The following is a 24826-nucleotide window of genomic DNA, read 5'->3' as shown; positions in this document are numbered from 1 at the left end:
CCGACATACCGTACCGGCGGAGGAGAAACAGCGGTCATGAGCGAAACATTCAATGCCATCGTCATCGACGCCGTGGACGGAAAGCCGAAAGCGGCCTTCCGCGCTCTGACGCTTGCCGATCTGCCAGATCATGACGTTCTCGTCGAAATCAGCCACTCCACACTGAATTACAAGGATGGTCTTGCGGTCAGCGGCAAGGGCCGGATCGCGCGCCGCACCCCCCTGGTCGCCGGCATCGACCTTGCCGGAACCGTGGTAGAATCGCGCTCGCCGCTCTGGAATGCGGGCGACCGGGTTGTCGTCAACGGTTTTGGTTTGTCGGAAACGGAATGGGGCGGCTACAGCCGCTATCAGCGCCTCAAGCCGGAATGGCTGATGGCGCTGCCGGACGCGTTTTCCTTCGAACAGGCGATGGCGATCGGAACGGCCGGCTATACGGCCGCTCTCTGCGTCGATGCGCTGGAGCGCTGGGGCGCAATCCGGCCGGGCGAAGGCGAGGTTCTGGTGACAGGCGCGGCCGGCGGCGTCGGCTCGGTCGCGATCAGCCTGCTTTCGACGAAGGGGTATCGGGTGACGGCCTCGACAGGGCGGCCCGACACCCACGACTATCTCGCAGCACTGGGGGCAAGCGGCTTTGTCGACCGGGCCAGCCTGGCCGAAAAGGGCGCGCCCCTGCAAAAGGAGCGCTGGAGCGGGGCGGTGGACGCCGTCGGCTCGACAACGCTGGCCAACATTCTGGCGCAGACAAATTACGGTGGCGCTGTCGCGGCCTGCGGACTTGCCGGCGGGGCTGATCTGCCGGCTACCGTCATGCCGCATATCCTGCGCGGCGTTGCCCTCCTCGGCGTCGATTCCGTCATGGCGCCCATGGCGCTGCGCAAGCAGGCATGGCAGACGCTCGCCGAGACGCTGAATACGGATCACCTCGCGGCGATGACCACGGTCGAGCCTATGTCGAAGCTCCCCGAACTTGCCGAGGCCATCGTCGCCGGCAAGATCCGCGGTCGCGTCGTGATCGACGTCAGCCGCTGAGCCGGTTGCCGTCGCTTTTCAGTCCGGCTTGTCGAGTACGCCTCTGACGCGGGATGCCAGTTGTTCGAAGGTGAAGGGTTTCGAAATCAGCTGCAGCCCTGCATCGAGCCGGCCGTGATGGACGATGGCGTTGCGCGAATAGCCGGTCGTGAACAAAACCTTCAGGCCGGGCCTCAGTTTCCAGGCCTCGTCCGCCAGTTGCTTGCCCGTGCGGCCCGGTAGGACGACATCGGTGAAGAGCAGATCGATGCGCCGGTCGGTTCGCAGTATGCCGAGACCCGCCTCGCAATCCGCAGCCTCCAGAACCAGATAACCGAGTTCGGTCAGGATCATCTTGCTGTAGGCGCGAACTTCGTCATTGTCTTCGACGACGAGAATGACCTCCCCTTCGCTGCTGGTCGGTATCGCGGCCGCGTCGGCGACCGGAAGATGATCGATTTCGCCGCGGAACCGCGGGAAATAGAGCTTGATCGTAGTTCCCTGGCCCTCTTCGCTATAGATGGTCACATGGCCGCCCGACTGCTTGACGAAGCCATAGACCATGCTGAGCCCAAGGCCGGTACCGCGTCCGACCTCCTTGGTCGTGTAGAAGGGCTCGAAGGCTCGGCTCAGTGTCTCCTTCGACATGCCGAAACCGGAATCGCTGACGGCGATCATGACATATTGCCCCGGCACGACTTCGGCGTCGGTCGCTGCATAGGACTCGTCCAGCGCAGTGTTGGATGTCTCTATCGTCAGCTTTCCGCCGGCCGGCATCGCATCGCGCGCGTTGACGGCAAGGTTTATGATGGCGCTTTCGAGCTGGTTCTGATCCACCTCGATCGTCCAGACACGCGGGGCCAGCACCCCTTCCAGCTCGATCTGTTCTCCTAGGGTCCGGTGCAGCAGTTCATTCATGTCGCGCACGAGAATATTGGGATCCAGCGGCTTCGGATTGAGCGGCTGCCGACGGGAAAAGGCCAGCAACCGCCCGGTCAGGCTCGCGGCGCGATGCGCCCCCTGCAATGCCATCTCAGCAGCGCGCATGATCCTCGCCTCATCCCCGGGCTTGCTGCGCTTGATCGTGTCGAGGCCGCCGATGATGACGGTCAGAAGGTTGTTGAAGTCATGGGCGACGCCGCCCGTCAGCTGGCCGACAGCCTCCATCTTGTGCGCCTGGCGCAAGGCTTCTTCCGCCTTGGCCCGTTCGGCAATCTCCTCGGCAACGCGCTGCTCCAGCGTGGCATTGAGCCCCTGCAGCTCTTCCTCCGCCACACGGCGCTGCCGCAATTCCTTCTCGGCAGAGCGGAAAAGCCGCGCATTGTCGATGGCGACGGCAGCCTGACTGGCAAGCGCCATGATCCGCTCTTCGGTCCGCGCATCGAAAATATTCGCCTCACCGTGACCAAAGAAGAGGCCACCCATGACCTTGCCGGTGCGCGACTTGACCGGAACAGCGAGATAGCTGCGGACAGACGGCAGGTCTTCGGCAGCATGACCGTCGACCGGCGCCTGAGGATAAAGGGGATCGGACGTAATGTCGGGCAAACATACAATCTCGTTGCCGGCAATCTCGCAATTGAAGATCCGGCCACCCCAGCGCTGTGAGAGGGCTTGGAGACCCGCGCGGTCCAGTCCGCAGACGCTGCAAAGGATCTGGCCTTCGCCTTCATCATGGGACACATCGTAATAGAATGCGCCAAATTGCGCGCCGCTCAGCTCGATGCTCGCATCCGTGATGGCTTGGACAAGCCTTTCCTGGTCGAGATCGCCGGAAATGGCGCTGGCGGTCCGGTTCAGGATGGAGAGGGCGCGCATCTGCTCCTCAAGCTCCCGCGTCACACTCTTCTCCGCCGTGATGTCGATGATGACACCGCTCATGTTCCTCTGGCCCGCTGCATCACAGGCAACCTGCCCGCGAGCCACGACAACGCGCTCCTGGCCGCTCCCGTGGACCCGGTATTCCGCTTCGTAGGGTGCGCCGCTCTCGACGGAGCGATCGAGCACCGAGAGAACCCGCTCGACATCGCGGCTGTCGATCGCCTGAACGAAATGCTGCAACGGCAGCCCGGTCTCGGCCTGCGAAGCATCGACACCGAAAACCTCTGCCAGAGGTCCATGGATGGTGAGCCTGTCGCTGTCCACTGACCAGTCGAACACCGCCACACGGCCGGTCGAAAGCGCCCGACCAAGGCGCTCGCGCGTCATCAGAAAACGCTGTTCGCTCTTGAAGACGGCGCGGGCGGCCTCTCGCCGGATCTCCGCCATCTGAATGTTGGAGTGAACCCGCGCAACCAGTTCGCGCGCTGCAAAGGGCTTGATCAGATAGTCGTCCGCGCCGGCATCCAGGCCTTCGACCTTGGCTTCCTCGCCCGCACGCGCCGACAGCATGATGACCGGCGTGTCAGCAAGAGCACTATTGGTTCGCACGGCCCGGAGCAGGCCGAAGCCGTCCAGCTTAGGCATCATCACGTCGGTGAGGATGAGATGCGGCTTGCGCTCATGCGCGAGTTCAAGCGCCGCCTGGCCATCGGCGGCCAGAACAACCTCGTAGCCTTGCGCTTCGAGAAGGCGACCGACATAGGCGCGCATATCGGCATTGTCATCGGCAAGCAGGATGCGCTTGCCCAGGTTTTGCGAGAGATCGCCCTGCACCGTCAGCGCATTCAGGCCGGAGACGGATATCTCGGGATGGGTTTGACGGGCAGAGGTATCCGGCAGCCAACGCAGAGCCTCCTCCACGAATTCATGCGACCTGGAGACCGCCGCCGTCGTGACCGCACCACCTTCGAGGATCCGCTCCCGCTGCAAATGCGCGCGGCCCAGCGGCAGGGTCACGGTAAACCGGGTGCCCTCCCCTTCCGTGCTTTCGGCCGTGATGGAGCCGCCGTGCAGCATCACCAGTTCATGCACCAGCGCCAGACCGATGCCACTGCCCTCAAAGCTGCGACCCCGCGCGCCTTCGACGCGATGAAAGCGCTCGAACAGCTTGGGCATCTCATGCGCCGGAATCCCCACACCCGTGTCCCGCACCGTCACGGCGGCGGACTGGCCATCGGACGCCATTCCGACGGAGACGGAAATCTCGCCTTCCATCGTGAATTTGAAGGCGTTCGACAGAAGGTTGAGGATCACCTTCTCCCACATGTCGCGATCGATGTAGACGAGGTCGGGCAACCCCTCGCAGTCAATGGAGAGCTTCAGGCCCGCCCTTTCAATCGTGGAACGAAAGCTGGAGGCGATATCTGTTGTGAATTCGCAGAGATCGGTTGCCTGATAACGGGCGCTGACCCGCCCGGCTTCTATGCGCGAGAAGTCGAGAAGACTGTTGACCAGCCGCAAGAGACGCGAGCCGTTGCGGTGGGCAAGCTCCACCTGCGACCGCATATGGTCCGCTGTAAGGTCGGCAGACAATGCATCCTCGAGCGGCCCCAGCATCAGTGTGAGCGGCGTCCGGAACTCATGCGAGACATTGGAGAAGAAAGCCGTCTTGGCGCGGTCCAGTTCGGCAAGCGCCTCCACCCGCCGGCGTTCCTCCTCATAGGCGTCCGCATTGGCGATTGCCGAGGCGATCTGGCCCGCAACCAGCGTCAGGAAGCCGCGATAGCCCTCATCGAACTGACGATAGGGGTTCAAGCCGACCACAAGTGCCCCAGCCCGACCCGTTTCGCCGGACGGCAGCACGGGCAAAATGGAGGCCTGAGCGCTTTCCCGGTCCCACGCCCCCAACGGCGCCGAACCCGGAAACAGCCCGGATACGTCGCTCAAAAGGAGTGGTTGGTGATTTTGCATCACCTCGGCAAGCGGCCAGGAGGAAAACTCGCTGACCTTTCCATGTTCAGGCAGGTGGACACCGAAAGAGGCCGCCATAGTCGCTTCGGCCCCGACGGACGGCGCCATGAACAAGAGCGCGAACGTGATGTCGTGCTGATCGGTGGAAAGAGCGCGGATACTTCTTTCGCAGGCCTCCTGCCAGGTTCTTGCCTCTGCAGTGCGGGCCGCGAGCTCTCTGAGCAGACGCAACTGCCTGTCACCGATGACCCGTCGCGTGTCGTCCGTGTTGGCGCAGATGATGCCGCCTGGCGTGCCGTCATCCGTCGGGATCGGGCTGTAGGAAAATGTGTAATAGGTTTCCTCGGGATATCCGTGCCGCTCCATGATCAGGAGCTGCTCCTCGACATAGGTTCCCTCGACACCGCCCATGGCCTTGGTGAGCATGGGGCCGATTTCCGGCCAGATCTCGCGCCAGACCTCTGCCGTTGGTCTGCCGAGTGCCCAAGGGTGCTTGCCACCGATGATGGACTTGTAGGCGTCATTATAAAGGTAGATCAGCTGCTCGCCCCAACCGATCCAGATCGGCTGTCTGGACGTGAGCATGATGCGGATCGCGGTCTTCAGGCTCTGCGGCCAGAATTGCGGCGGGCCCAGGCGCGACCTGCTCCAGTCGTGAGCGCGAATGAGCGCACCCATTTCCCCGCCGCCTGCCAGGAAATTGAGATGGGCGCCGGCGTTCGTCTCGAGATCATGTTCACTCATAATGCGTTCCGGCAAACTGGGGATGTCATTGAATTACGTCCTGAACTGTCAGGCTGGCGTAAAGGCTTGGCGAATGGCCTCATCCAGCTCTTCCAGCCTAAAGGGCTTGGGAATGATGGGAACATGCCGGAACGCGTCAGGGACACCCTCCCGCCCATAGCCGCTTGAGATGATGAAAGGCAGGCCTTTCTCCGCAATGGCCTCGGCGACCGGGAAGACCTTGACGCCCTCCAGATTCACATCCAGCAAGGCGAGATCAAAGGGAACCGTTTCGACGGCTGAAAGCGCTACGGGCACCGACTTTGCACTTCCCGTGACGATACATCCCAGTTCTTCAAGCATGGTTTCGATCATCATCAACACGAGTTCTTCGTCTTCCACGACGAATACACGCAGGCCGGAAGGTGTGGTCATTTGTGTCCCCGAAAATGATCAAAGAACTTTCAAACGTGTGTGTTGGGTGAAAGTTCCGTCGACGGTCTAAAATTCGCGCGCTTCTCCGCGGCAACCAAGCCGCTTCGGCGCGCACGCCTTGGAACCGGGCACTCTTCGATCGCATCTTGTGCGGCCAGTATAACTATGTATACATTACCTCTCATTCATGGAGCGATCGCTTGGAAAGGTGCTTGGAGGAGCGGGCCCTTCCTGTCCGGTTTTACCGATGGCGATCGGGTGTCGGGACGATAAACGGGAGGAAGTACACATGATCACCAGACGTCATTTGATCGCGAGCGCCGCAGCGCTTGCCATGCTATCGGCCGCCGGTACGGCGATGGCCGCCGACACCGTCAAAATCGGACTGATCCTGCCGATGACCGGCCCCTTTGCCTCGACCGGCCGACAGGTCGAAGCCGGCGTTCGTGCATACATGGCGTTGAATGGCGACACAGCGGGCGGCAAGAAGATCGAGATCGTTCTGCGCGACGACGCGGGCACCGCCGATCAGACGCGCCGCATCGCGCAGGAACTTGTCGTCAATGATAAGGTGTCGATGCTGGTTGGCTTCGGCCTGACGCCGCTGGCCATGGCGGTCGCACCCGTCCTCAATCAGGCGAAGGTGCCCGCCATCATCACGTCAGCCACGACGTCAGCCATCATGTCGAAGTCCGACTACTTCGTGCGGACATCCATGGCCGGCCCACAATCCGCCGTGCCGGTCGCGACCTGGGCCGCCAAAAACGGGCTGAAGCGCGTCGTGACCCTGGTGACGGATTACGGCCCGGGCTACGACATCGAGAAGGGTTTTACCGACCAGTTCAAAAAGGATGGTGGTCAGATCGTTGAAGCCGTCCGCGTGCCGCTGCAGAATCCCGACTTCGCACCCTTCCTGCAGCGGGTGCGCGACGCCAAGCCGGATGCCGTCTTCGTCTTCGTTCCGGCCGGCGTCGGCTCGCTGTTCATGAAGCAGTTCGTCGATCGCGGTCTGGCGGATGCCGGCATCAAGCTGATCGCCACCGGCGATGTGACCGATGACGATCTGCTCGGCGCCATCGGCGATCCGGCGCTCGGCGTCATCACCGGCCATTTCTACTCCGCCGCCCATGACAGCCCGGAAAACAAGGCCTTCGTCAAACAGGTGAAGGAGGCGGCCAAGATCCGGCCGAACTTCATGGCCGTCGGCGGCTATGACGCGATGCATCTCGCCTATGCCGCATTGGCCAAGACCAATGGCGATACCGACGGGACGAAGCTGATCGCCGCGATGAAGGGCATGGAATGGACGAGCCCGCGTGGGCCCATCTCCATTGATCCCGCCACCCGCGACATTGTGCAGGACATCTATATCCGCAAGGTCGAGAAGAAGGACGGCGAACTCTACAATGTCGAGTTCGACACCTTCAAGAAGGTCCACGACCCCTTCGTGGCCAAGTAAGTCGCCAAGCGATCTCAGTTCGGTGATCTCCAGTCACTGACATTTCCGAAACCGGCGGCGGGGCGCTTCCCCGCCGTATAACCGGGAGAGACCATGCTGACGATCCTGTTCGACGGCATCGCTTATGGAATGCTGCTCTTCGTCCTGGCCTGCGGCTTGTCGATCACGCTCGGGCTGATGAATTTCGTGAACCTCGCCCACGGGGCCTTCGCCATGGCGGGTGGCTATGTCACCGTGATCCTGATGAACCGCTACGGCGTCTCGTTCTATCTGTGCCTGCCGGCGGCCTTTGTCGCCACGGCACTCATCGGCGCAGCCCTCGAAGTCACGCTCTATCGCCGGCTTTACCGCGCCTCGCATCTCGATCAGGTTCTCTTTTCCATCGGCCTCGTCTTCATGGCGATTGCGGCGGCGGATTATTTCATGGGCGGCCAGCAGCAGCTCATCAACCTGCCGGACGAACTGCGAGGTCGCTTCGATGTCTTCGGCATTGGAATAGGCCGCAGCCGCCTGTTCGTCATCGTCATCTGCGCCATTCTGGCGGTGGCACTCCAACTTGCCTTGACCCGCACGCGCTTCGGCAGCCAGCTTCGCGCCGCTGTCGATGACGGGCGCGTGGCGCGCGGGCTTGGCATCAATGTCTCGACCATTTTCGTGCTGACCTTCGCGCTCGGCTCCGGTCTTGCAGGCCTCGGCGGCGCGCTCGGCGCGGACATGCTGGGTCTTGACCCGAATTTCCCGCTGAAATTTCTCATCTATTTCATGATCGTCGTCACCGTCGGCGGCACGTCTTCGATCACCGGTCCGTTCATCGCCGCGCTGCTTCTCGGCATCGCCGATGTCGCGGGCAAATATTACCTCCCACAGGCCGGCGCCTTCATCATCTACGCGGTGATGATCCTCGTCCTGATCCTGCGTCCCAACGGCCTCTTCACGCGGGAGGGCGGACGATGAGCCACCAAATGGAGGCCCTTGCGCTCCTCAATGCCAAGCGTCGCTGGCGCGTGTGGGAAATCGCGCTCTGGCTCGTTGCCATCGCTGCGATCTTCCTGTTGCCCTCGCAATTGCTGATCCTGACGGAAATCGTGATCCTGGCACTGTTTGCTGTCTCGCTGGATCTCATCCTCGGCTATGCCGGTATCGTCTCGCTCGGTCACACTGCCTTTTTCGGGCTGGGGGCCTATGCCGCCGGGATCCTTGCCCGGGACTATGTCACCGAACCGGTCACCGGCCTCCTCTTTGCTGGCCTCGTGAGCGGCCTCTTCGGGCTCGCCACCAGTTTCCTCGTCTTGCGTGGCTCGGACCTCACGCGCCTGATGACCACATTCGGCGTTGCCATGCTGCTCGCGGAAGTCGGCAATCAGGCCGCCTGGCTGACCGGCGGCGCGGATGGGCTCTCGGGCATGTCCATGGGACCCATTCTAGGCCTGTTCGAATTCGATCTCTGGGGCCGCACCGGATATGTCTACTGCCTCGTTGTACTGATCGCCCTCACCTATATCGCACGGCGGATCGTGAATTCGCCCTTCGGCCTCTCGCTCATGGCGATCAAGCGTAATCCGCGCCGCGCCGCCATGCTCGGCATTTCTCCGAAGCGCCGGATCGTGGTGGTCTATGCCATCTCCGCCGCCTATGCCGGCATGGCCGGAGCGCTGCTGGCGCAGACCACCAATTTCGTTTCGCCCGACGTGCTCGCCTTCCACCGTTCGGCAGATGTGCTCCTCGTGCTGGTCATCGGTGGCGCTGGCTATCTCTACGGCGGCATTTTCGGCGCCATCATCTTCACGCTACTGCGCGACTGGCTATCGGTCGCCACTCCGCAATACTGGATGTTCTGGATCGGCCTTATCCTGGTCGCCATCGTCATGATCGGCCGCGAGCGCCTGACAGGCTGGCCTGCGCTTCTCGCGGCACGGCTCAAGGGCAAGACCGAGGAGGCCGCTAAATGACTGCGCTGGAAACCAGACACCTCGTCAAGCGCTTTGGCGGATTTACCGCAACGCATGATGTTTCTCTGTCCATTCGCAAGGGTGCCCGCCACGCACTCATCGGCCCGAACGGCGCGGGAAAGACGACGCTGATCAACCTCTTCACCGGGGTCTTCGCGCCAACCAGCGGACAAATTCTGCTCGACGGCGAGGACATAACCGCACTGCCCGCCCACGCCCGCGTGGCGCGCGGACTATCGCGCACCTTCCAGATCAACCAGCTCTTCGGCGACTTCACCACGCTCGAATCCATGATGCTCGCCATCGGCGAACGCAAGGGCCATGGTCGCCGCTTCTGGCGGCCGCTAGCCGCCGACCGCGACGTAGCGGAGGAGGCTGTTTCAACGCTCGAACGCTTTCGTCTCGCTGACGTTATGTCATGCGAGACAAAATCACTGCCATATGGCAAGCAAAGATTGCTTGAAATTGCGCTCGCTATCGCCGCGCAGCCGAAAGTGCTCTTGCTCGACGAGCCTGCGGCGGGCGTGCCGGAAGAGGAACGCGAGGAGGTTCTGGCCATGGTGCGGGCCCTGCCCGCAGACGTGACTGTGGTGCTGATCGAGCACGACATGGACCTCGTCTTCTCCTTCGCAGACCGCATCTCGGTTCTGGCCGCCGGCGCTCTCTTCGCTGAAGGCACGGTAGAGGAGATTGCGCGCGACCCGCAGGTGAAAGCCATCTATCTCGGGGAGGATGCCTGATGTCGGCGCTTCTTCGCATCGAAAAGCTTGTCGCCGGCTATGGCGAGGCGCGAGTGCTCTCCCATGTCGATCTTGCCGTCGAGGCGGGCCGCTCTCTGGCACTGCTGGGGCGCAACGGCGCGGGCAAGACGACACTGGTCGACACGATTGCCGGCGTGACGACGCATCATGCAGGCGCGATCCATTTCGACGGACGCGACATCGCCCGCCTGCGCGCCGAACAGCGCGCGCCGCTCGGCATCGGCTGGGTGCCGCAGGAGCGCAATATCTTTGCCTCGCTTACGGTGGAGGAAAACCTGACCGCCACCGCCCGCCCCGGTCCCTGGTCGCTGGATCGCGCCTATCAGATGTTCCCGCGCCTGAAGGAACGCCGCCGCAACATGGGCAACCAGCTTTCGGGCGGCGAACAGCAGATGCTCGCCGTCGCCCGCGCCCTGATGCTGAACCCGAAGCTGCTGCTGCTGGATGAACCGCTGGAGGGCCTTGCCCCGATCATCGTCGATGAATTACTGGCAGCGCTGCGCCGCATTGTCCGGGATGAGGGCATGTCGGCCATCATCATCGAGCAGAAGGCGCGCAAGATCCTGCCACTGACCGACGAGGCCGTCGTTCTGGATCGCGGCGCGGTGAGCTATCGTGGGACGTCGCAGGGGCTGCTGGACGATCCGGAGCGGCTGGATGGGCTGCTCAGCGTGGCGTGAGGCATCACTCACCCGTTGACGCTTGTTCCTCTGTTCAATACGATCCTCTGCCATGTTGCAGGAGTGACCGATGCCGCAACCAGCCCCGGAGTACATGTCCGCCGACGCGTTTTTTGACTTCGCGCAGGATCGCGACGAGAAGTGGGAACTGGTGGACGGCGTTCCGGTGATGATGGCCGGAGCAAACCAGCGCCATCAGGCAATCGCCGCCAATATCTTTGCGTCCTTATACAATCAGTTGCGTGGCAAGACTTGCCGCCCAACATCGGCCGATACAGGCGTTTCGATTGGCCCAGGCACTGTTCGTTATCCCGATGTCGTCGTTGACTGCGGCAGGCGCGATGACGAGTCCATGTTCGCGTCGGAACCGGTTCTGGTCATCGGGGTTCTGTCACCATCGACCCGCAGCTTCGACTCGCACCGGAAGGTGCTGGAGTACAAATCGAACCCAGATATCCGCTACATCCTGCTTGTCGATACCAACAACGTTGGTTGTCTGCTTCATTATCGGGATGGGGAAGGCTGGGAAGAAATCATGCGCGATAGCGCGGGGTCGAGCGTCGAGCTTCCCGAAATCGGCATCACGATTTCACTCGATGACATTTACGATGGCCTTGAGTTCAAACCAAGGCTGGTCCGTCAAAACGAGGGAACGTAAAAGAGGCGCGGCAGTGTCCCACCGCGCCTCTCTGAAGCGTCAGCGCTTGGTGCGCCAGCTTTCGGCATAGTTCTCGCGGGCTTCGCGAGCGTATGGCGTCGGCGACACACGCACGCGGATCTTCGCCTGCTTGTGGCGCTCGGTCGAGGTCTTGCCCGAACCGCCGTCCGGTTCGCCCCAGACCAGCGTCAGAACGTCGCCCTCGTTGATGTCCGGATCGACGATGCCCAGCGAAAGCAGGCAGCGTTCGTTGTAGGAATAGCCGTTGAACATCGACATGCCGACGCGCTTGCCGCTCTGGTCGAGGATCAGGTCGGCGCTGGTGGAGGCATAGTTCGGCTGCGGGAAGTCGATCCACTTGTAGTGGTCTTCACCCGGCTTGAAGGCAGAGGCGATGACTTCGACAACGTCTTCAGCGTTCCACTCGAAGGTCACCTTCTTGCGGTTCTTCTGTTCCTTCATCTTCAGCAGCGCCTGCTTGCCGATGAAGTCGTCCTTCTTCCAGCCGATGTAGAAATCATAGCCGAGTTCGAACGGGTTGACGTAGTAATCCTCGATATTGTTCGAGACATAACTGCCGCCGATGGCGCCGGTCGCTTCGTAGGAGTCCGCACCCAGCCATTCGCGATAGGCCGCAAGCATGCCGTCGCCTGTATAGATGCCCGGAAGCGGAGACGGGATCCAGCCGGATTCCAGCGTGTTGGTCGAATAGGCACGGCTGCCGCAGCGCACGAGATCGACATTGGCTTCCTTGGCGGCTTCAAGAATGCAGCTCAGGATGTAGTTCTTGTCGTCGTACGGACCCCAGATTTCCAGGCCCGGCGCGCCGGACATGCCGTGGCGCAGCGCCTGAACCTTCTTGGAGCCGACATTGATCTGGTCGACATGGAAGAACTTGATGTCCGGGATCGGGCCGCGATTCAGCTTTTCGAAGATCTTGTTCGCTTCAGGACCCTGGATCTGGTAGCGGTAATGCGTGCGGAAGACGCGCTCACCCTCGGGCCGCGACGGCGAACGCGGATCGTGCTTGATGCGGACGTTCCACTTGCCATAGGCCGCGCAGAACATCAGCCAGTTGGAGGTCGGCGCGCGGCCGACAAGGATGAACTTGTCCTGACGCTCGCGGAAAATGATGTGGTCACCAATGACATGACCGTTCGGCGTGACCGGCACGAAATGCTTGGCGCGATTGAGGCCGAAATTCGAGAAGGCATTGATGCCGTGATAGGCAAGAAACGCCTCGGCATCCGGGCCTTCGACAATCAGTTCGTCCATGTGGTGCGACTGGTCGAAGAGAACGGCCGAATGGCGCCAGGCCGCCTGCTCGTCACGCCAGTTGGCAAATTCCGGGGCGACAACCGGGTACACATACATCCCGATCTTGGAGTTGCGCAGGCGCCCGACGATGTCGGGATTCTCTTTCATGATGTCGGACAGACTGGACGCAGCCATCGTGGTTCCTCCCATTGGCAAAGCTATCTATGTATACATTCATGCCGATTGATGCGCAGAATGCAAGCCTCTTTTTCAGGGAGAGTGGCGTGAGAGAACGACAAAAGGATGACGGTTTCAACCAGCATCACGAGACAGGCGCGCTGTTTTTCGGGTTCTAGCGATGAATCAGGGCTAGTCCGGGGATCTTGGCTAAGAGATCTGGATCCTTGTTGAAAATGTATTCAATATTGTGCCGCGCCGTGCGTGCGTGTTCCCGCGCCACGAACTCGGCCCGCGCGCCTTCGCGACCGACAATGGCGTTCACGATCGCCTTGTGCTGCTCCTGCGCCGAGCGCAGCGAGCGGCGAAACGCGGCAATTTCCATGCGGTTGGGCAGAAAGGCCGAGGGCGAGGCGAAAGGCAGTGCCGAGGCGCGCTCGACCTCGCGGCGAATCATCTCGCTGCCGCAGAGCCCGGCCAGCTCGCGGTGAAAATCCTCATTGAGGTCGGAATAGGCATCAAAATCGACCGCATCGCCTTCCCCGAAGCAGGCGTCGATCTTTTCGACGATCTGATGCAGCCGCGCCAGCCCCTCCGGCGAAGCACCGCGCTCCGCGGCAAGGCGGGCGGCCGTGCCTTCCATGACACCACGCAATTCGATGGAATCGATGACGTCCGCATAGCCGAAGCGGCGCACGACGAAACCGCCATTCGGCAGGCGGTCTAGAAGCCCCTCCTCCGCCAGCCGCGAGAGCGCCTCACGCACGGGCGTGCGGGAAATCTCCAGCGTTTCCGCGAGCGACACCTCGAAGAGCCGCATCCCGCCCGGCAATTCGCCGCTGACGATCTTTTCGCGCAATTCGATCACGGCCCGGCGGCCATGGGTGGCGGCTTCGCTGACTTTCATGGTTGGTTTCCCCCATTCACGCAAACGCTATAGCACCCACAGAGGCGGCTGCGAAGCGCCTCGGGGGCGACTTGTATACACTGCCGGCATGTGCCGCCTATTTGGCGAAAACGACCGTCTTGTGCTTGTTGAGCAGAACGCGATCCTCCAGATGCCAGGTCACAGCACGCGCCAGAACACGACGCTCGATATCACGCCCCTTGCCCACCAGCTCTTCCGGCGTGTCGGCATGGCTGACCGGCTCGACATCCTGACAGATGATCGGCCCCTCATCGAGATCGCCGGTAACATAATGGGCGGTCGCTCCGATCATCTTCACGCCGCGCGCATGAGCCTGATGATAGGGCTTGGCACCCTTGAAGCCCGGCAGGAAGGAGTGGTGGATATTGATGCAGCGGCCGGAGAGAAAGGCCGAAAACTCATCGGAAAGCACCTGCATGTAGCGCGCCAGCACGACAAGCTCGGCTCCGCTTTCCTCGACGATGCGTCGCACCCCCGCCTCCTGTTCAGCCTTGATCTCCTTCGTCACCGGCAGATGATGATAGGGAATCCCTTCCATCAGCGTCAGGTTCAACGCCTCGCGCGGGTGATTGCCGATGATGCCGACCGCTTCCATGTTCAGCTCGCCGATCCGCATCCGGTAGAGTAGATCGCCGAGGCAGTGGTCGAAGCGGGAGACCATGAGCAGAACCTTGCGTCGCGTTCCCGCAACCCGCAGCGTCAGGTCGAGACCGAAGCGCTTCACCTCTTCATCGATGCCAGCGCGAAAAGCCGCCTCCGGCTCGGCCATCGAGAAGGCGACCCGCATGAAGAACATGCCGGTTTCCGGATCATCGAACTGATGCGCTTCGAAAATGTCGCCGCCATGGGTGGCTATGCGCACCGCAACGGCAGCGACGATGCCGCTGCGATTGGCGCAGCGAAGCGTCAGGATATAGTCGGCCATGTCTTTCCTCCCTTGTAACGGACTTGGGGAGCGCTCCCACGCTCCCTTCAGCCCTTGCATGCCAAAAACCGGCTTCTCGTACACATTTTTCAAGGCTTTAACGCCAAATATCAGCTTTAAAGGTCATTTTCGTGCGCATATTGATTGTTTCGACAACATTGATGTATACATAGCAAGAGACATCGAGGAGGAGCAAGATGGCTTTTTTGAATTTCGGAAGTCGCACCGACAGCAAGGCCTCAAGCCCCGATCTCGACCCGGAGGGGATGGCTTTCATCGACAGCTGGTCCATCGAAGTCATGCCGCGCACGGCGGCGAAGGTTGAAAGCTTCCGCGCGCTGCTGCCGTCAGGAACGCGGGTCTATATCGCCCACATCGCCGGAACGCCTTTCGAGGACATGCTGGCGACCGCGCGGCGGCTGACGGAGGAAGGTTTCCCGGTCATGCCGCATCTTCCGGCCCGGATCATTCCCGATGTAGTTACGCTGGAAACCTGGGTGCGCCGCTATCGCGAAGAAGCGGGCGTGACGCAGGCGCTGCTGCTTGGCGGCGGACTGACACAGCCGGAAGGAACGCTGGAAAGCGCCATTCAGCTCCTCGAAACCGGCCTTTTCGACCGCTACGGCTTCCAGCACCTGCATGTCGCCGGCCACCCCGAGGGCAATCGCGATATCGATGCGGATGGCACGACGGCGCAAGTCGATGCCAGCCTCCTATGGAAGCAGGATTTTTCCGCGCGCACGGACGCCCAGATGGCAATCGTCACCCAATTCGCCTTCGATGCGGCCGCAGTCACATCATGGGCTGAGCGCATCGCCAATCTCGGCGTCCGCCTCCCCATCCATGTTGGCATCGCGGGACCCGCCAAGCTGCAAACGCTGATCCAGTTTGCGCTGTCCTGCGGCGTCGGTCCGTCGCTCAAAGTCCTGCAGAAGCGCGCCATTGACGTGACGCGCCTGCTCACGCCTTACGAGCCCACCGACGTCGTCAGCGGCCTCGCGCAATACAAGGCGCGCAACCCGCAGAGCCTGATTTCACAGGTCCACGTCTTCCCCCTCGGCGGCATCCGCACCGCCGCCGACTGGATGAACCGGCAGGTGCCGGCGGAGCCCCGCGCGGCGATGGCGTGAGGAAACGGCGGATTATTCCGCCGGAAACACCCGCCCGTCATAAAGCTTGCGGGCGGTGCGGATCGAGCCGGCACCCTTCACGTTCCCCTCCCCATCGAGATCAAGGAAAACTTCCATTGAGCCCGTGGGATGTTCGATGTGATAGACGCCGCCCTCCGGCTGCGAGGCAAGTGCCGCCGCTGGCCCCGCCTTCAGCCGCGTGGCCGTCGCCACGGTGATGGCGGCGAAGACGCCGATGGAGGCGTGGACGCGGTGGGGAATGAAGCTGCGCGTCGAGATCGCCCCGCCGGCAGTGGGCGCAGAGACAAGTACCATCTTCGGAACGGATGCCTCACTCACATCGCCGAGGTTCATCATCGGCGCCGCCCGGAGACGGATGGCTTCGACCCGCGCTTTCAGGTCAGCGTTCGCCTCTAGGTCATCGCGGGTTTCGTTGCCCGAAACTTCGAAATCGGAGGCCCGCAGGATCACGCATGGCATGCCGTTATCGATCAGCGTCGCCTCAATGCCATCGATCACGTCCACGGCATTGCCCGTCGGCAGGAGCGCGCCGCACATCGAACCCGCTATGTTGGCAAAGAGCAGTGGCACGGCGGCATGTTTGCCCGGGACACCGGCAATCTCCGTCTCGCCGCGATAGGTCACGCGTCCGTCCGGTGTCGCCACGCGGGCCACCGCGACCTCGCCCGTGTTGACCATATTGATGCGAACCTCGGTCTCGCCATCTCGCGCAGTCACAAGCCCGCGCTCGATGGCCGCGGGGCCGACGCCGGCAAGAATATTGCCGCAGCCCTGCGCATCGCTCACCAGAGCCCGGTCCACGAAGACCTGCAGGAAGAGATAGTCCACATCCGCATCCGCGCGGCTGGATTTCGAGAGGATCGCGACCTTGGAGGTCAGCGGATCGGCTCCGCCGATGCCGTCGATCTGGCGCGGATCGGGTGAGCCCATGATGGAGAGCAATAGCCGGTCGCGCTCGCTCGGGTCCGCCGGCAGGTCCTCGGCCAGAAAGTACGCGCCCTTCGATGTGCCACCGCGCATCCAGAGGCAGGGAATGCCCGCTTCATACATATTTCAGTCCCTTGGCCGCGAGCGCGCCGCGCATGTCGTACATGTCGAGACCCAGTTCACCCGAAGCCAGCCGTTTGCGCTTCATTTCCTCGTTCGCCAACCGTTTTTCGGCGGCGTTCAGCACCAGTTCGACCTCGGCGTAGCGAACGACGCAGACGCCATCATCATCGGCGACGATCACATCGCCCGCCTCGACCAGCGCGCCGGCGCAGACAATCGGCACATTGACCGAGCCCAGCGTTTCCTTGACCGTGCCCTGCGCCGAGATCGCCTTGGCCCAGACCGGAAAGCCCATGGCAGTCAGATCGCGGATATCGCGCACGCCGGCATCTATGATCAGCCCGCGGCAACCCCGCGCCTTGGCGGATGTCGCAAGCAGGTCGCCGAAATAGCCGTTGTCGCAGGGCGAAGTCGGGGCGAGAACCAGAAGATCACCTTTGCGCACCTGTTCGATCGCCACATGCAGCATCCAGTTATCGCCGGGCGGCGCGGAGATGGTGACGGCAGAACCCGCGACGGACGCGCCGGCATAGATCGGCCGCATGTAGCTCGCCAGCATGCCCTTCCGCCCCTGCGCCTCATGCACCGTGGCGACACCGGCACGGGCAAGACCTTCGATCACCGCCGGATCGGCGCGGGGAATGTCCTGTACCACAACGCCCATGATCAATGATCCTTCTTCGCGGCCGGTGGCGTACCATGGGTGTGGAAGGTCTCGATTGTCTTCAGGCCCCAGGCCTGACCCTTCTTGCGCTCGGTTTCCGTCCAGCAGACGGGTTTCCAGTCGGGCGCAAGAATGAGACGCGCGCCGGAATTGGCGAGCTCGACGCGGTTTCCTGCCGGTTCCCAGACATAAAGGAAGAACGTGCCCTGGATCGCATGCTTGTGCGGTCCGGTTTCGATATGGACGCCGTTTTCCAGGAAGATGTCGGCAGCACGCAGAATGTCCTCTCGGGTGTCGGTCGCGTAGGTCACATGATGCAGCCGGCCCGAAGCCCCGCCATGCTCTTCCGTGCAGGCGAGATCATAGGTCTTGTTGTTGACGGTGAACCAGCAGCCGCCGATGCGGCCATTGTCGAGCTGGATATATTCGGTCACGCGAGACCCAAGACATGTGATCATGAAATCGCGAAATTTGCTGACGTCTTCGGCCAGAAGGTTGAGATGATCGAGACGGCGCGGATTGGCGCCCCGCCCGTGATAGCGCTGCGCAATGTTCTTCAGCGCCGGACGCTCTCCCTCAGGCGCTTCGTAGCGCACCGTGTCCCAATAGATCTCGAAAACATGGCCGAACGGGTCCTCGAACCGGAAAGCCCGGTCATGGCCCTTGTCGCCTTCCACCCATCCGAGCACCTTGTAACCGCTCGCCTCGATCGCCTTTACCCGCCGCTCCAGCGCTTCCGGTGAGGAGGCGCGATAGGCGATATGGCCGACACCGGTCGTGTGATGGCGGGTGAGTTTCAGCGTGTGGTACTCGTAGTCGTCATAGGCACGCAGATAGGCCGATGTCTCGTCCTGACCGGACACGGTGAGCCCATAGACGTTGACGAAGAAAGCCAGGCTTTCCTCGAATTTGTCGGTGTACATCTCGACATGGGCGAGATGGGCGATATCGAAACAGGGTTCGGTCATAGCGTATCCACCGTGCGCGGGAAAACGGATTGGAAGCCTTCGGCATATTGCGCGGCGCGCCCGCCCGACTGGCCGCCGGAATTGCGCTGGAAATGGTTGGCGCGGTTCTCCGCGACGCGGGTGTAGAAATCCCACAGATGCTCCTGCCCTTCCATGCATTCGATCGCCGCACGCTTCTTGTCCCAGACCGAGGTGATGTCGAGGAACACATCCGGCTTCCAGCCCATCTGCTCCGTCTGATGCGGCTCGAAGAGATAGAGCTGTGGCGCACCCAGCACCTTTTCGCCCGGCTTGTGGCCCCAGGCTTGCGCGATCATCCGCGCCTCCAGCGCCACCTGCGTCGCATACATGTGGTCGGTATTGTAGGGGTCGTATTGGGAATGGCTCATCATGAAGGCCGGTTGCACGGCGCGGATGACATCGACCAGCCGGAACTTGTCCTCGTCGCTCAGCCGCAGCGGATAGTCGCCGAGATCGAACGAGATGAGATCGTGGACGCAGAGCGCCTCGGCAGCCCTCTCAGCCTCGGCGCGGCGCGCGGCCTTGACGCGCTCGAGCGTCATATCCTTCTGCTTCCAGAGCTTGGCGGATTCGCCGCGCTCGCCGAAGGAGAGGCATACGACTGTCACTTCGTAGCCTTGAGCGGCATGAAGCGCGATCGCCCCGCCGCAGCGCCAGACGAAATCGGCGGCGTGCGCGCTGATCACCAGCGCGGTTTTCTTCTCTCCCATCAAGTCCTCCCGAAACTGCATGTCGGTCCTCAATGTCCGCCCGAACGCCGCCCATGCCAATTTCAAAGCGCGTGAAGCTTCATAAGTTTTTGCTATAGCCACTGGATTTACAGCACCAACCGGCGCATGCTCGACAGCAGAAAACGCGAGGTTGGAGGAAACATGCGGACCAACCATTTCAAGCTTGCGGTCATAGGCTTCGGCGAGGCTGGCCGCGCCTTTGCCACGGGCTGGGTGAGGTCTGAGGCGATGGCACTCGTCGCGTATGATCCCAAGGCCAACGAGGCGGCGACTCGTTCTGCTTTCGAGGCCGCTGCAGGCTCAGCCAACGTGACGCTCGCCGCGTCCAACGGGGGCGCGATCGAGGGTGCGGAAGCCATCTTCAGCCTCGTCACCGCTGACCGCGCGCATGAGGCGGCGCGAGAGAGTGCCGACCATATTGCGCCGGGTTCTTTCTTCTTCGACTGCAATTCCTGTTCGCCGGCCACCAAGACTGCTTCAGCGGCGGTCATAAAGGCGGCCGGCGGACGCTATGTCGATGTCGCCGTCATGGCTCCTGTCCATCAGAAACGACATGAGACGCCGATCCTGTTGAGCGGATCGGAGGCGGAAGCCGCTATTCCCTTCCTCACGCGTCTCGGCATGCAGCCGCGCGTGGCCGGCCTGCGCGTTGGCGAAGCATCGTCCATCAAGATGCTGCGCTCGGTGATGATCAAGGGACTGGAAGCGCTGACGGCGGAAGCGATGTTGGCCGCGCGCAAGGCCGGTGTCGAAGCTGCGGTGATCGCTTCGCTGCAAGCCTCCGACCCCGGCATCGATTGGGAGAAGCGCAGCGCCTACAATCTCGAGCGCATGATGGTGCACGGTGAACGCCGCGCCGCCGAAATGCGCGAAGTGGCAGCCACCTTGCGCGAACTCGGTTTGCCGGACCGGATGTCGGACGCCATCACCGACTGGCAAGCGGAGATCGCCGCGCTGAGGCTCGAGGGCGGCGAGGCGTCCCTGTCCGGCCGCGCCGACCGAATCCTGACCGCCATGAACCTATCAGATGCGCCATAATCTGCGGCATCTGCGGGTCTTTCTGGCCGTTGCCGAAACGACCTCCGTAACTCGCGCTGCCGAGGCCGTGCGGCTCTCGCAGCCAGCGGTCACACAGGCGCTGGCGCGGCTGGAAACGGCCTTCGGCACGCCGCTCTTTTTTCGCAGGCAACACGGTCTCTATCTCAACCCGGCAGGCGAGATCGTCCGGCTTAGGGTGTCCCGCGCCCTCGCCCTCCTCGATCCCGCACTGACCAGCATTGCACCCAGGCTCACGCTGACTGCCACGGCGGCACAGATCGAGGCTCTGATTGCGGTCTGCGACGAGGAGAATTTCACCTTGGCCGCCCGCCGCCTCGGCCTCGCCCAGCCGACTGTTCATCGCGCGGTGGCGCAACTGGGAAAAGAAGCCGGCCAGCCGCTGTTCGAGCGGAATGCCTATGGCACGGTTCCCACGCGGCTCAGTCAGGCCCTCGCCCAGGCGGCGCGTCTCGCATTTTCCGAACTGACACAGGCTGAGGCGGAGCTTGCAGACGCGCGCGCCGAAACAGCAGGCACGATCGTCATCGGCGCGATGCCGCTGTCGCGCTCACAGATCCTGCCCTCGGCCATCGTCAAGCTTCAGCAGGAAAGATCAACCCAGACGATCCGCGTGACGGAAGGTCCTTATGCGGAGCTTCTGGCAGGCTTACGGCGCGGCGATATCGATTTTCTCATCGGCGCGCTGCGCCTTCCCGCGCCAATCGACGACATCGAGCAGCGGCTCCTGTTTCACGACACCGCAGCGATCGTGGCCCGGCCCGATCATCCCGTCTTCCAGCGACCCACGCTGAAGCTGCAGGATCTTGCTCAGTATCCCTGGGTCGTCAGCGCCCCGTCAACGCCGATCCGAAAGCATTTCGACCGGTTGTTCAACGAGCACCGCCTGCTGCCCAAGCAACTTGTGCAATCCGGTTCTCTGATTCTGATGCGGGAGATCCTGAGCCAGACAGACTATCTAGGTTTCGCCTCGGGTGGGCAGGTCAGCGCCGAACTTGCGCGCGGTCTTTTGAAACGCGTCGATTTCGATCTGACCGAGACCCAACGCCCCATTGGCCTGACCATACGCAGAGGATGGCTGCCGACACCGGTGCAACGGCGGCTGATTCAGATCATCGAAAACCTGGAATGAGAGACATATGGCCTATATAGAACATTTTAAGGCCAATTAGCATCGATTATTGGATATCCCAGACCGGCCCGCCTCGCGCACGCCGTAAATAGTAGTCCTCAAGCACGGCGCGTAAAGGCAGCGAGGGACGGTTCTGCCATGCTGCCAGCATCGGGCCAAACCTTCCATCCTTCTGCCAGAATGCGCCGATGGGCTCGTCGAGATGCGGAACGAGCTCCGGCCAGTCTTCGGGGACATGCCGCGTGGCGACCAGCTGCCGCAGATGCGCCTCCAGAAAGTCCGCATAGGATGTGGTCGCAAGAATCGGATGGAGCTGATCGCGGCCTTCGATCTGGGCCTCATAGGCGCTGAAGGCGAGGTCGAAACCCGGCGCGTCCGCAAGCGCGATCGTCTGGACATCGACAGCGCTGCCGTCAATCTCGACGACCACATAGCCACCCGGATAGGCAACAGGCGAAGGCACCGCGACATTCGTCAGCCCATCCAGTTCCACACGACCCGCGACATGCATATGGCCGCTGAAATGCCATGTCAGACCGACTCCGGCCAGTCGCCGCCCTGTGTCAAGCGACGGCATGCGGGCCAGCCGGTCCGGTGTGCCGGCGGCGCGGCAGTCAGCTCCCTCACCCGTGATCGTCAGCGGCAGAACGGGATAATGCGAAAAGGCGAGAAGAACCTTACCGAGACGGGCTGCACGCGCCGCCACGTCGGTAAGCCAGGGGAGGAAATACGGCCGGCGCGCCAGCACATGATCCCAGGCGGCGTCATCCTCCACCTTCCAGACCCCGTCCTTCAGGGAGAAAACATTGGCGTCCAGAACCAACAGCCAAAGTCCCTCCTGCGGCTCCACCAGATAGGAGGCATCCAGCGCGAGGGGATCGCCGCCCGGCGGAAAGCGCTCCACAAGCGTCTCGCGGGAGCCGAACGGCGTTTCCCAGTGAAAAACGCCTTCGGGCCGGGCGAAACCGAAACGCGCCATCTGCTGCATGGCTTCCGCAGTAGACATGCCGCGCATGTCCTGGCTGACGACATCTGCTTCCGGCGCGGCGGGATCGCTGGCAACGAGAAATTGCTCCCCGCCGACGCCCGTGGTGAGCGCCTTTACATGATGACGAGGCGCCGGCCCATAGGCATCGTGGTTGCCGAGCGTCGTAAAGAAGCGCAGGCAGTGCCGGCTCTCGTAGAAGGACAAGACCTGCTTGAGCGCGTCCACCGCGCCCGGTTGCCCGTCGTCGGAATAGTCCCCCAGGAACACGACATCGCGAATGCCGCGCCGGGCGATATCGTCCAGCGTCGCAATCACCGCCGGGCAGCTCTCGTTGAAAACGCGGGTCGAAGCGATCGTATCTTCAAAGGTGCGCAGCGCCAGGGCCTCGCCGTCCTTGTCGATGAGCCCATAGCCCCCATGGAGATCATGCAGATGGATATCGGCGACGACGGCAATCTTCATCAGGCGGCTACTCCCCTGAAGGCACGGCGCACCGGCTCAAAAAGATCAGGACGATCGAGATTGACGTAGTCGACACCAGCCTCGGCAATCTCGCGATGGACGGCTACGTCATTGCCGCCATAATAGACCATCACCTCAAGACCCGCCTTGCGGCTCGCCTCGATCACGCCCGGTTGACGCATCTGCTCGACGCTCATTTCGATGATCGAGGCGTGATGCACTGCACCGACCAGCGAGGGCGACCGCGCGATGTTGAGGGTAATCATCTTGCGGAATTCGGGCGCGATGACGATCAAGCCGCGCCGCATCTCTTCGGAGAACGAGAAATAGAACGTGTCGCGGACCATGCCGAGATCGCGCACCAGGGCCACGATCTTGGCTGGATCGCAATATTTCAGCTCGAGGTAGACGCCGGCACGACCGCGCAGATGTTCGAGATAGGCATCAAGCCGCGGCACGACGGCACCGGCAAATTTCGTATCGAACCAGCTGCCGGCATCAAGCGCGTCGATGTCACGCGCAAGCGTATGGCCGATCGGGCCGTGACCATTGGTGGTCCGGTCCAGCGTTTCATCGTGGAGAACATAGAGTACGCCATCGGCGCTTTCGCGCACGTCAAGCTCAATATAGTCCGCACCCTGTTCTATGGCGAGATCGGCGGCTGCAAAGGTGTTCTCGGGCGCAAAATTGTTCGCGCCGCGATGAGAGACGATTTTGGTCAAGGCGAATATCCTGTCAATTTGCGAAAGCGAGCTGATCGGCTGCCGCTTCGGCGGGATGGGGGAGATGGGCATGAAGGTCGGCAATACGGTTGCCATCCCGATCAAAAAGGAGCGACAGGCCCTGCTTGCAGGCGAGCCCCACCTGATCGCCCGGCTGATGGCGCACAAGCTCGCCATGTTCCAGCGCATGCACCAGGCCGGCCGGGGTATTGATCGTGTAAAATACCTCGCGGCCCATGGGCTCCACAGCGACAATTGCGCCCGCAAGCACACATCCTGAAGGTTCGGCGAGAACCATATCTTCCGGCCTCAGACCCAGCGTTACCGGACCGGCATGCCAGGCTGTCAGATCGAGGCAGGCCTGACCAAGACGCAGCTGCGGGCCAGAAGCCTCGCCCTTCAGGAGGTTCATTGGCGGGGTGCCGATGAAGCCGGCAACGAAAAGATTGTTCGGACGCCGATAGAGATCATCCGGTGTGCCGATCTGAGCAATCTCGCCATTGTTCATGCAGATGATGCGATCGGCCATGGTGATCGCCTCGATCTGGTCATGCGTGACGATCAGCGTGGTGAAGCCGAGACGTTTCTGGATGGCTTTCAGCTCCGAACGCATCGCGATGCGCAAGGTGGCATCGAGATTGGAGAGCGGTTCATCGAGAAGCAGGATGTTGGGCTCCTTCACCAGCGCGCGGGCGAGCGCCACGCGCTGCTGCTGGCCGCCGGACAGCTGCGAGGGTCGCCGGTCGAGCAGCGCGCCGATCTGCACCAGCGCTGCTGCCTCTTCGACGCGCCGCGCCGTCTCCTGCTTGTCCATCGTCTTGAAACGCAGCGGGAAGGCAATGTTTTCGCGCACCGTCAGGTTCGGATAAAGCGCATAGGACTGAAAGACGATGCCAACATTGCGGTCGCGCGCATCCACTCGGCTCACATTGTGCCCGTCGAAGGCGATCTCACCGGCACTCGGCGCGTAGAGACCGGCCAGCAGAAACAGGGTGGTGGACTTGCCGCAGCCGGAGGGGCCGAGAACCGCCACGAATTCCCCGTTATCGATAGTAAGGCTCATGGGCTTCAAAACCTGGGTTTCACCCCAGCTCTTGGCGACATTGTTAAGTGTGATCTGGGCCAT

Annotated in this window: 22 protein-coding genes; 10 read left to right on the top strand and 12 right to left on the bottom strand. The window is 62.1% G+C overall.

The window, feature by feature from the left end:
- Positions 1–36: 36 nt before the first annotated feature.
- On the top strand, positions 37–1032 hold the full coding sequence (locus LQK83_RS10210) for an MDR family oxidoreductase (RefSeq protein WP_230837293.1): 996 nt from the start codon (positions 37–39) through the stop codon (positions 1030–1032).
- An 18-nt stretch (positions 1033–1050) separates the two neighbouring features.
- Here LQK83_RS10210 and LQK83_RS10205 read toward each other — a convergent pair whose 3' ends face one another.
- Entirely contained in the window at positions 1051–5547 is a 4497-nt protein-coding gene (locus LQK83_RS10205) for an ATP-binding protein (RefSeq protein WP_230837292.1), read from the bottom strand.
- Between the two features lie 48 nt (positions 5548–5595).
- Positions 5596–5961, bottom strand: a complete 366-nt coding sequence (locus LQK83_RS10200; RefSeq protein WP_230837291.1) for a response regulator — start codon at positions 5959–5961, stop codon at positions 5596–5598.
- A 289-nt stretch (positions 5962–6250) separates the two neighbouring features.
- Between LQK83_RS10200 and LQK83_RS10195 the strand changes: the two genes are divergently transcribed.
- From LQK83_RS10195 to LQK83_RS10170, 6 genes are all read left to right on the top strand, one after another.
- A complete protein-coding gene (locus LQK83_RS10195) occupies positions 6251–7420 on the top strand; it encodes an ABC transporter substrate-binding protein (RefSeq protein ID WP_230837290.1) in 1170 nt (389 codons plus the stop codon).
- A 93-nt stretch (positions 7421–7513) separates the two neighbouring features.
- A complete protein-coding gene (locus tag LQK83_RS10190) occupies positions 7514–8374 on the top strand; it encodes a branched-chain amino acid ABC transporter permease (protein WP_230837289.1) in 861 nt (286 codons plus the stop codon).
- Positions 8371–9369 (top strand): branched-chain amino acid ABC transporter permease, encoded by a 999-nt coding sequence (locus LQK83_RS10185; protein WP_230837288.1) that lies wholly within the window; start codon positions 8371–8373, stop codon positions 9367–9369. The genes LQK83_RS10190 and LQK83_RS10185 overlap by 4 nt, the downstream gene beginning before the upstream one ends.
- The gene (locus LQK83_RS10180; protein ID WP_230837287.1) at positions 9366–10109 is read left to right on the top strand and encodes an ABC transporter ATP-binding protein; all 744 of its coding nucleotides are present in this window, start codon (positions 9366–9368) and stop codon (positions 10107–10109) included. Before LQK83_RS10185 ends, LQK83_RS10180 begins: the two co-directional genes overlap by 4 nt.
- The gene (locus LQK83_RS10175; protein WP_230837286.1) at positions 10109–10810 is read left to right on the top strand and encodes an ABC transporter ATP-binding protein; all 702 of its coding nucleotides are present in this window, start codon (positions 10109–10111) and stop codon (positions 10808–10810) included. The genes LQK83_RS10180 and LQK83_RS10175 overlap by 1 nt, the downstream gene beginning before the upstream one ends.
- A gap of 70 nt (positions 10811–10880) precedes the next feature.
- Positions 10881–11468, top strand: coding sequence for a Uma2 family endonuclease (locus tag LQK83_RS10170; RefSeq protein ID WP_230837285.1), 588 nt, complete (start codon positions 10881–10883; stop codon positions 11466–11468).
- A gap of 39 nt (positions 11469–11507) precedes the next feature.
- Here LQK83_RS10170 and ligM read toward each other — a convergent pair whose 3' ends face one another.
- The 3 genes from ligM to purU all read right to left on the bottom strand — a co-directional run bounded on the left by ligM (position 11508) and on the right by purU (position 14755).
- Positions 11508–12920, bottom strand: coding sequence for a vanillate/3-O-methylgallate O-demethylase (gene ligM, locus LQK83_RS10165; protein ID WP_230837284.1), 1413 nt, complete (start codon positions 12918–12920; stop codon positions 11508–11510).
- 157 nt (positions 12921–13077) lie between these two features.
- Complete coding sequence (locus LQK83_RS10160) at positions 13078–13809, bottom strand: GntR family transcriptional regulator (RefSeq protein ID WP_230837283.1); 732 nt, start codon at positions 13807–13809, stop codon at positions 13078–13080.
- Between the two features lie 97 nt (positions 13810–13906).
- On the bottom strand, positions 13907–14755 hold the full coding sequence (purU, locus tag LQK83_RS10155; protein WP_230837282.1) for a formyltetrahydrofolate deformylase: 849 nt from the start codon (positions 14753–14755) through the stop codon (positions 13907–13909).
- Positions 14756–14952: 197 nt separating this feature from the next.
- Between purU and LQK83_RS10150 the strand changes: the two genes are divergently transcribed.
- Positions 14953–15885: a methylenetetrahydrofolate reductase gene (locus LQK83_RS10150; protein WP_230837281.1), complete on the top strand. Its 933-nt coding sequence runs from the start codon at positions 14953–14955 to the stop codon at positions 15883–15885.
- Between the two features lie 12 nt (positions 15886–15897).
- Here LQK83_RS10150 and LQK83_RS10145 read toward each other — a convergent pair whose 3' ends face one another.
- Genes LQK83_RS10145 through LQK83_RS10130 form a run of 4 tightly spaced genes read right to left on the bottom strand, consistent with a single transcriptional unit; the run spans position 15898 to position 19319 of the window.
- Positions 15898–16956 (bottom strand): 4-oxalomesaconate tautomerase, encoded by a 1059-nt coding sequence (locus tag LQK83_RS10145; protein ID WP_230837280.1) that lies wholly within the window; start codon positions 16954–16956, stop codon positions 15898–15900.
- Positions 16949–17620, bottom strand: coding sequence for a 4-carboxy-4-hydroxy-2-oxoadipate aldolase/oxaloacetate decarboxylase (locus tag LQK83_RS10140; RefSeq protein ID WP_230837279.1), 672 nt, complete (start codon positions 17618–17620; stop codon positions 16949–16951). The genes LQK83_RS10145 and LQK83_RS10140 overlap by 8 nt, the downstream gene beginning before the upstream one ends.
- A gap of 2 nt (positions 17621–17622) precedes the next feature.
- A complete protein-coding gene (locus LQK83_RS10135; RefSeq protein WP_230837278.1) occupies positions 17623–18588 on the bottom strand; it encodes a VOC family protein in 966 nt (321 codons plus the stop codon).
- Positions 18585–19319 carry a PIG-L deacetylase family protein gene (locus LQK83_RS10130; RefSeq protein ID WP_230837277.1) on the bottom strand — a complete coding sequence of 245 codons (735 nt, stop codon included), beginning with the start codon at positions 19317–19319 and terminating at the stop codon, positions 18585–18587. The genes LQK83_RS10135 and LQK83_RS10130 overlap by 4 nt, the downstream gene beginning before the upstream one ends.
- A 162-nt stretch (positions 19320–19481) precedes the next feature.
- On the opposite strand from LQK83_RS10130, the gene LQK83_RS10125 reads away from it, so the two are divergent.
- Both LQK83_RS10125 and LQK83_RS10120 read left to right on the top strand, forming a co-directional pair.
- Positions 19482–20378, top strand: a complete 897-nt coding sequence (locus tag LQK83_RS10125) for an NAD(P)-dependent oxidoreductase (RefSeq protein ID WP_230837276.1) — start codon at positions 19482–19484, stop codon at positions 20376–20378.
- Entirely contained in the window at positions 20368–21528 is a 1161-nt protein-coding gene (locus LQK83_RS10120) for a LysR family transcriptional regulator (protein WP_230837275.1), read from the top strand. The genes LQK83_RS10125 and LQK83_RS10120 overlap by 11 nt, the downstream gene beginning before the upstream one ends.
- A gap of 46 nt (positions 21529–21574) precedes the next feature.
- On the opposite strand, the gene LQK83_RS10115 is transcribed toward LQK83_RS10120, so the two are convergent.
- Genes LQK83_RS10115 through LQK83_RS10105 form a run of 3 tightly spaced genes read right to left on the bottom strand, consistent with a single transcriptional unit; the run spans position 21575 to position 24826 of the window.
- Positions 21575–22978: a metallophosphoesterase family protein gene (locus LQK83_RS10115; RefSeq protein WP_230837274.1), complete on the bottom strand. Its 1404-nt coding sequence runs from the start codon at positions 22976–22978 to the stop codon at positions 21575–21577.
- On the bottom strand, positions 22978–23700 hold the full coding sequence (gene ugpQ, locus LQK83_RS10110) for a glycerophosphodiester phosphodiesterase (RefSeq protein ID WP_230837273.1): 723 nt from the start codon (positions 23698–23700) through the stop codon (positions 22978–22980). The genes LQK83_RS10115 and ugpQ overlap by 1 nt, the downstream gene beginning before the upstream one ends.
- A 13-nt stretch (positions 23701–23713) precedes the next feature.
- On the bottom strand, positions 23714–24826 hold the full coding sequence (locus tag LQK83_RS10105; RefSeq protein ID WP_230837272.1) for an ABC transporter ATP-binding protein: 1113 nt from the start codon (positions 24824–24826) through the stop codon (positions 23714–23716).

Origin of the sequence: Rhizobium sp. C1 (assembly GCF_021026335.1) — a bacterium.
Lineage (GTDB): Bacteria > Pseudomonadota > Alphaproteobacteria > Rhizobiales > Rhizobiaceae > Ensifer_A.
Note: the sequence above shows the minus strand (reverse complement) of the source record. Positions and strands in the feature narration are given on the sequence as shown.

What these genes read in the sequence shown, in the direction of transcription:
- LQK83_RS10130 (WP_230837277.1), bottom strand. Translation starts at nt 19,319, where the DNA reads ATGGGAGAGAAGAAAACCGCGCTGGTGATCAGCGCGCACGCCGCCGAT.
- LQK83_RS10105 (WP_230837272.1), bottom strand. Translation starts at nt 24,826, where the DNA reads ATGGCCCAGATCACACTTAACAATGTCGCCAAGAGCTGGGGTGAAACC.
- LQK83_RS10160 (WP_230837283.1), bottom strand. Translation starts at nt 13,809, where the DNA reads ATGAAAGTCAGCGAAGCCGCCACCCATGGCCGCCGGGCCGTGATCGAA.
- LQK83_RS10185 (WP_230837288.1), top strand. Translation starts at nt 8,371, where the DNA reads ATGAGCCACCAAATGGAGGCCCTTGCGCTCCTCAATGCCAAGCGTCGC.
- LQK83_RS10195 (WP_230837290.1), top strand. Translation starts at nt 6,251, where the DNA reads ATGATCACCAGACGTCATTTGATCGCGAGCGCCGCAGCGCTTGCCATG.
- LQK83_RS10120 (WP_230837275.1), top strand. Translation starts at nt 20,368, where the DNA reads ATGCGCCATAATCTGCGGCATCTGCGGGTCTTTCTGGCCGTTGCCGAA.
- LQK83_RS10210 (WP_230837293.1), top strand. Translation starts at nt 37, where the DNA reads ATGAGCGAAACATTCAATGCCATCGTCATCGACGCCGTGGACGGAAAG.
- LQK83_RS10150 (WP_230837281.1), top strand. Translation starts at nt 14,953, where the DNA reads ATGGCTTTTTTGAATTTCGGAAGTCGCACCGACAGCAAGGCCTCAAGC.
- LQK83_RS10140 (WP_230837279.1), bottom strand. Translation starts at nt 17,620, where the DNA reads ATGGGCGTTGTGGTACAGGACATTCCCCGCGCCGATCCGGCGGTGATC.
- LQK83_RS10170 (WP_230837285.1), top strand. Translation starts at nt 10,881, where the DNA reads ATGCCGCAACCAGCCCCGGAGTACATGTCCGCCGACGCGTTTTTTGAC.
- LQK83_RS10115 (WP_230837274.1), bottom strand. Translation starts at nt 22,978, where the DNA reads ATGAAGATTGCCGTCGTCGCCGATATCCATCTGCATGATCTCCATGGG.
- LQK83_RS10180 (WP_230837287.1), top strand. Translation starts at nt 9,366, where the DNA reads ATGACTGCGCTGGAAACCAGACACCTCGTCAAGCGCTTTGGCGGATTT.
- LQK83_RS10175 (WP_230837286.1), top strand. Translation starts at nt 10,109, where the DNA reads ATGTCGGCGCTTCTTCGCATCGAAAAGCTTGTCGCCGGCTATGGCGAG.
- LQK83_RS10200 (WP_230837291.1), bottom strand. Translation starts at nt 5,961, where the DNA reads ATGACCACACCTTCCGGCCTGCGTGTATTCGTCGTGGAAGACGAAGAA.
- purU (WP_230837282.1), bottom strand. Translation starts at nt 14,755, where the DNA reads ATGGCCGACTATATCCTGACGCTTCGCTGCGCCAATCGCAGCGGCATC.
- LQK83_RS10190 (WP_230837289.1), top strand. Translation starts at nt 7,514, where the DNA reads ATGCTGACGATCCTGTTCGACGGCATCGCTTATGGAATGCTGCTCTTC.
- LQK83_RS10135 (WP_230837278.1), bottom strand. Translation starts at nt 18,588, where the DNA reads ATGACCGAACCCTGTTTCGATATCGCCCATCTCGCCCATGTCGAGATG.
- LQK83_RS10205 (WP_230837292.1), bottom strand. Translation starts at nt 5,547, where the DNA reads ATGAGTGAACATGATCTCGAGACGAACGCCGGCGCCCATCTCAATTTC.
- ligM (WP_230837284.1), bottom strand. Translation starts at nt 12,920, where the DNA reads ATGGCTGCGTCCAGTCTGTCCGACATCATGAAAGAGAATCCCGACATC.
- LQK83_RS10145 (WP_230837280.1), bottom strand. Translation starts at nt 16,956, where the DNA reads ATGTATGAAGCGGGCATTCCCTGCCTCTGGATGCGCGGTGGCACATCG.
- LQK83_RS10125 (WP_230837276.1), top strand. Translation starts at nt 19,482, where the DNA reads ATGCGGACCAACCATTTCAAGCTTGCGGTCATAGGCTTCGGCGAGGCT.